This window comes from Streptomyces hilarionis (assembly GCF_024539675.1).
GTDB classification, from domain to species: Bacteria; Actinomycetota; Actinomycetes; order Streptomycetales; family Streptomycetaceae; genus Streptomyces; species Streptomyces hilarionis.
The window spans coordinates 12,091-16,422 of sequence record NZ_JAHHIT010000015.1 but is presented as its reverse complement, the minus strand read 5'-3'; the positions used below and the strand labels follow the sequence as shown (position 1 = coordinate 16,422).

The 4,332-nt window shown below is 68.8% G+C and carries 2 protein-coding genes; both read left to right on the top strand.

Annotated elements, in window-relative coordinates; translation table 11 throughout:
* Positions 1–2,844 (top strand): glycoside hydrolase family 48 protein (locus KMS84_RS04450; RefSeq protein ID WP_438818896.1); only part of this gene is annotated, 2,844 nt, incomplete at its 5' end.
* 242 nt (positions 2,845–3,086) lie between these two features.
* Complete coding sequence (locus KMS84_RS04445) at positions 3,087–4,214, top strand: glycoside hydrolase family 12 protein (RefSeq protein ID WP_256914693.1); 1,128 nt, start codon at positions 3,087–3,089, stop codon at positions 4,212–4,214.
* The last annotated feature ends 118 nt before the right edge of the window (positions 4,215–4,332 follow it).

Here is a 4,332-nt window from a genome sequence, read left to right as displayed (position 1 = left end):
CTCGCCATGCTGAGTACCGGTACGACTCCCGCGCAGGCGGCGGGTGTTCAGTGCAATGTGGACTACAAGACCAATGACTGGGGTTCGGGTTTCACCGCGGAGCTGACGGTGACCAACCGCGGTACGGACGCGATCAACGGGTGGACGCTGACGTATGCCTACGCGGGCAACCAGAAGCTGTCCAACGGCTGGAACGGCAGCTGGTCGCAGTCGGGTCAGCAGGTCACGGTGAGCAACGCCTCCTACAACGCGACGATCGCCGCGGGTGCGGCGGTCAGCACGGGGGCGCAGTTCACCTACAGCGGGGCGAACGCGGCTCCCGCCTCGTTCGCGGTGAACGGCACGGTGTGTGTGGGCGCGCATCAGCCGCCGGTGACGGTGTTGACCAGTCCCGCCGCGGGCGCCGTCTTCACGCAGGGCGACGCGGTGCCGCTCGCGGCGACCGCGGCGGCCGCGGACAACGCGACGATCAGCAAGGTGGAGTTCTACGACGACACGACGCTGCTGGGCACGGACACGAGTGCGCCGTTTGCCCTGTCTGTCTCCGCCCTGGCCGTGGGCGGTCACTCGCTGGTCGCGAAGGCCTATGACAGTCTGGGTGCGTCGGCGTCGTCGACGCCGGTCGGCATCACGGTGGTCTCCGGGCCGGCCGTGGTCGCCTCGCCGACCCAGCTGGGTGTCCAGCAGGGCAAGTCGGGCACCTACGCGGTGAAACTGTCGAAGCAGCCGAGCGCGAACGTGACGGTGACGACGGCCCGGTCCTCGGGCAACACCGGTCTCACCGTGTCGGGTGGGGCGAGTTTGACGTTCACGCCGTCGAACTGGAACACCGCGCAGAACGTGACCGTCACCGCCGACGCCTCGGGCACCGGGGCGGCGACGTTCGAGTCGACGGCCGCCGGGCATGCGAAGGCGTCGGTCACGGTGACACAGCTGGGAGCGACGAAGGCCTACGACGCCCGGTTCCTGGACTTGTACGGGAAGATCACGAACCCGGCGAACGGCTACTTCTCCCCCGAGGGCATCCCCTACCACTCGGTGGAGACCCTCATCGTGGAGGCCCCGGACCAGGGCCACGAGACCACCTCCGAGGCCTACAGCTACCTGCTGTGGCTCCAGGCGATGTACGGCAAGATCACCGGTGACTGGACCAAGTTCAACGGCGCCTGGGACATCATGGAGAAGTACATGATCCCCACCCACGCCGACCAGCCCACCAACTCCTTCTACAACGCTTCCAAACCCGCCACCTACGCCCCCGAACTGGACACCCCGGGCGAATACCCCGCCCGGCTCGACACCGGCGTCTCCGTCGGATCCGACCCCCTCGCGGGCGAGCTGAAGAGCGCCTACGGCACCGACGACGTCTACGGCATGCACTGGCTGCAAGACGTCGACAACACCTACGGCTACGGCAACTCCCCCGGCAAGTGCGAAGCCGGCCCCGCCGACACCGGACCCTCCTACATCAACACCTTCCAGCGCGGCGCGCAGGAATCAGTGTGGGAGACCGTGCCCCAGCCCACCTGCGACGCCTTCAAGTACGGCGGCAAGAACGGCTACCTCGACCTGTTCACCGGCGACTCCTCCTACGCCAAGCAGTGGAAGTTCACCGACGCCCCCGACGCCGACGCCCGCGCCGTGCAGGCCGCCTACTGGGCCGACACCTGGGCCAAGGCGCAGGGCAAGGGCGCCGACGTCTCCACCACCGTCGGCAAGGCCGCCAAAATGGGCGACTACCTGCGCTACGCCATGTACGACAAGTACTTCAAGAAGGTCGGCACCTGCGTCGGACCCACCACCTGCCCGGCCGGCACCGGCAAGGACGCCTCCCACTACCTGCTGTCCTGGTACTACGCCTGGGGCGGCGCCACCGACACCAGCGCCGGCTGGGCCTGGCGCATCGGCTCCAGCCACACCCACGGCGGCTACCAAAACCCCCTCGCCGCCTACGCCCTGAGCAACAACGCCGACCTCAAACCCAAGTCCGCCACCGGACAGGCCGACTGGGCCAAGTCCCTCGGCCGCCAGCTGGAGTTCTACCGCTGGCTGCAATCCAGCGAAGGCGCCATCGCCGGCGGAGCCACCAACAGCTGGGCCGGCCGCTACGCCACTCCCCCCACCGGCACCTCCACCTTCTACGGCATGTACTACGACCCCCAGCCCGTCTACCACGACCCGCCCTCCAACCAGTGGTTCGGCTTCCAGGCCTGGTCCATGGAACGCGTCGCCGAGTACTACCAGCAGACCGGGAACACCGCCGCCAAGACCGTCCTGGACAAATGGGTCACCTGGGCCCTGTCCAAGACCACGATCAACCCCGACGGCACCTTCCGCATCCCCTCCACCCTGCAATGGTCCGGCCAGCCCGACACCTGGAACGCCACCACCCCCGGCGCCAACACCAACCTGCACGTCACCGTCGCCGACTACACCGACGACGTCGGCGTCGCCGCCGCCTACGCCAAAACCCTCACCTACTACGCCGCCAAATCCGGCAACACCCAGGCCAAAACCACCGCCAAAGCCCTCCTCGACGGCATGTGGACCCACAACCAGGACGCCCTGGGCATCGCCGTCCCCGAAACCCGCACCGACTACAACCGCTTCAACGACCCCGTCTCCATCCCCACCACCTTCACCGGCACCATGCCCAACGGCGACGCCATCAACGCCACCTCCACCTTCGCCTCCCTGCGCTCCTTCTACAAGAACGACCCCGCCTGGTCCAAGATCCAGACCTACCTCCAAGGCGGCGCAGCCCCCGTCTTCACCTACCACCGCTTCTGGGCCCAGGCAGACATCGCCCTGGCCATGGGCTCGTACGCGGAGCTTCTCGAATAGTCCCCGCCACTGAGGCTCCGGGTACGCGACCCCGTCGTCGGGAGACGGGGTCACCCACCGGGCGGCTCCCCCACGTGGGGGTCGCCCGGTGCACAGCCTTCTCCCGCCGCTCGAGCACCGACGTCCATCATCTTGTCAGGGGCATGATCCTCTCCTACAGTCCCAGCGGAGAACGGAATGGGAGCGCTCCCAATTCTGGACGGTGCGCCCCTGACCCCCCACCCCCGTCGCGGAGGACCCGCATGCAACCGTCACCGCTCCAAGGCCGCAGGGTGCGCGCCCTGTTCGGCGCGCTGCTCACCTCGCTCGTCGCGCTGGCCGCTCTTCTCACCGGCGCCTCGGCGTCGCACGCCGACACGACGATCTGCGAGGAGTTCGGCTCCACCACGATCCAGGGCCGTTACGTCGTCCAGAACAACCGCTGGGGCACGAGCGCCACCCAGTGCATCACCGTCACGGACTCGGGCTTCAGGATCGCCCAGGCCGACGGCTCCGTCCCCACGAACGGCGCCCCGAAGTCCTACCCGTCGGTGTTCAACGGCTGCCACTACACGAACTGTTCGCCCGGCACGAACCTCCCGGCCCGGCTCAACACCATCTCCAGCGCTCCCACGAGCATCTCCTACAGCTACGTGAGCGGTGCGGTCTACGACGCCGCCTACGACATCTGGCTGGACCCGACGCCCCGCACCGACGGCGTGAACCGCACCGAGATCATGATCTGGTTCAACCGCGTGGGGTCGGTGCAACCGGTGGGCTCACCGGTCGGTTCCGCCACCGTCGCGGGACGCCAGTGGCAGGTGTGGTCCGGCAACAACGGCACCAACGACGTCCTGTCCTTCGTGGCGCCGTCGACGATGGACAGCTGGAGCTTCGACGTCATGGACTTCGCCCGCAACGCCGTCTCGCGCGGACTCGCCCGCAACGACTGGTACCTGACGAGCATTCAGGCGGGCTTCGAGCCGTGGCAGAACGGCGCCGGGCTGGCGGTGACCTCCTTCTCCTCCAGCGTGAACCTCGGCGGCGGCACGCCCGGCGACCCGGGCGGTCCCGCGGCGTGCAAGGTGGCCTACGGCACGAGCGTGTGGCCGGGAGGCTTCACCGCCGACGTCACCGTGACCAACACGGGATCCTCCCCGGTCAACGGCTGGAATCTCGCGTTCGCGCTGCCCGGCGGACAACGGATCACCAACGCGTGGAACGCCTCCGTCCCGTCGTCGTCGGGCTCGGTGACGGCCACGAACGCGGCGCACAACGCGTACATCGCACCGGGCGGCCAGGTCTCCTTCGGGTTCCAGGGCTCCTACAGCGGCAGCTTCGTCAAGCCGACCGCGTTCAGCCTGAACGGCACCGCCTGCACCACCGCCTGACCGGCGCGGCTCGCGCGGGCCGGACGCCGACCGCCCGGCGGCCGGCCGCCGGGCCCGCACCGGACACGAGCCCTGCCCTGACCGCCCACCCGGGACCCGTCCCGTCGGCCTCGCGCCG

Bases quoted from the DNA above. Each gene is read 5' to 3' on its own strand.
- KMS84_RS04445 (WP_256914693.1), top strand. From the start codon at position 3,087: ATGCAACCGTCACCGCTCCAAGGCCGCAGGGTGCGCGCCCTGTTCGGC.